Source organism: Microcoleus sp. MON2_D5, assembly GCF_036701905.1.
Taxonomy (GTDB): Bacteria; Cyanobacteriota; Cyanobacteriia; order Cyanobacteriales; family Microcoleaceae; genus Microcoleus.
Map to the genome: position 1 here is coordinate 1 of NZ_JAUBRM010000235.1, position 1,178 is coordinate 1,178.

2 protein-coding genes are annotated in these 1,178 nt (G+C 43.0%); both read right to left on the reverse strand.

From position 1 onward, the window contains the following. Positions 1-61: 61 nt before the first annotated feature. Positions 62-745: a cyclic nucleotide-binding domain-containing protein gene (locus QUA47_RS30885; protein WP_333433640.1), complete on the reverse strand. Its 684-nt coding sequence runs from the start codon at positions 743-745 to the stop codon at positions 62-64. A 186-nt stretch (positions 746-931) separates the two neighbouring features. Then, positions 932-1,178: hypothetical protein (locus QUA47_RS30890; protein WP_333433641.1), on the reverse strand; the 247-nt coding region annotated here is incomplete at its 5' end.

Here is a 1,178-nt window from a genome sequence, read left to right on the forward strand (position 1 = left end):
TAGCTAAAGATTCCATCCTGTTTTGAATAATGTTTTTGGATCTTGATCGCTACATCATACATCAATTCAGCAACGCCGCACTTTTAATTTGAATAATTGGCTCGTTGCGGCGATGGGAACCGAAATGAATTAAAGCAGCTAAATTATCCTTTTCTAAACCAGGTTCGCCAGAGATTAATACCGATCGGCTGTCACTCGATGCCGTGCGAATTTGTTGGCGCAATTTCACTGCATAACGACTATTGCCAATTACTCCCCGTCTCGCCCTGGGTACTAGATAGCTGCGGAGGGCATTTTGACGCTCACGTTCGTACGCAATTTCTGCTTCTAACTGCTCTAATTTCGCTGCCAAGCGTTGAGCGTAGGCTTCGGTAATGCGTGGATATCTTTTTAGCAAATTGTGCCAGCGATGGGTACTAATTACCCAAAATTGACATTCTGTCCGAGTTATAATTCGACTATCGGCAGGTTGCGAGTGCTGGAGGGCAGATAAATTCACGATCGCCCCCGGCAACAAACTGCTCGCCCACATTAATCCCGGTTGTTTGCGGCGGTAGCGATCGGCTTGTCCCCGTTCTAAAATATAGAGATTAGTGACAGGCGTATCTTCAATTACCACTCGAAACCCGGGGGGAAAAGTTGCCATTTCCATTTCACGCGCGATCGCCTGTAAAATATCGTGGGATAATATACCTAATTCGGTATTTTTTTCCAGCCACTTAACTAATGTTTCGGTAGACATCATTTAGCGTCGGCGAAAGCCGAGGCGTTGTAGTTGGTGTAGAATCTATTATATTCAAAAACTCGACAACCATAACCATTACTCAGTCATTTTATTTGCATAAGCCTATTTTAGCGTTACCCTTGAATTTTACCTCGATAGCCCATCGTAAAAGTGGTAATTGCTCAACTACGGTAAAAAATGGAGCCATCAATAGAGAGAGCTTATTGAATAAATTGATAAGCAGTTAGGCGTTGCTGATTTATGGTATGAACGACTCACTCTCCACAAAATGAAACAAGCGCGTCCGAACATCTTCGGAATTTCCAACTTATCTATTTTCATACCGTGAATCAGCAACGCCCATAAGACTTTTATCAGGCGTTGCTGATTCACGGTATGAATAAACTTTTCGCTTGATGTTACCAAACTCACTCTACTTGGCTTATAACCATTC

Excerpts from the sequence above, each read along its gene's own strand:
- QUA47_RS30885 (WP_333433640.1), bottom strand. The coding sequence starts at position 745 with ATGATGTCTACCGAAACATTAGTTAAGTGGCTGGAAAAAAATACCGAA.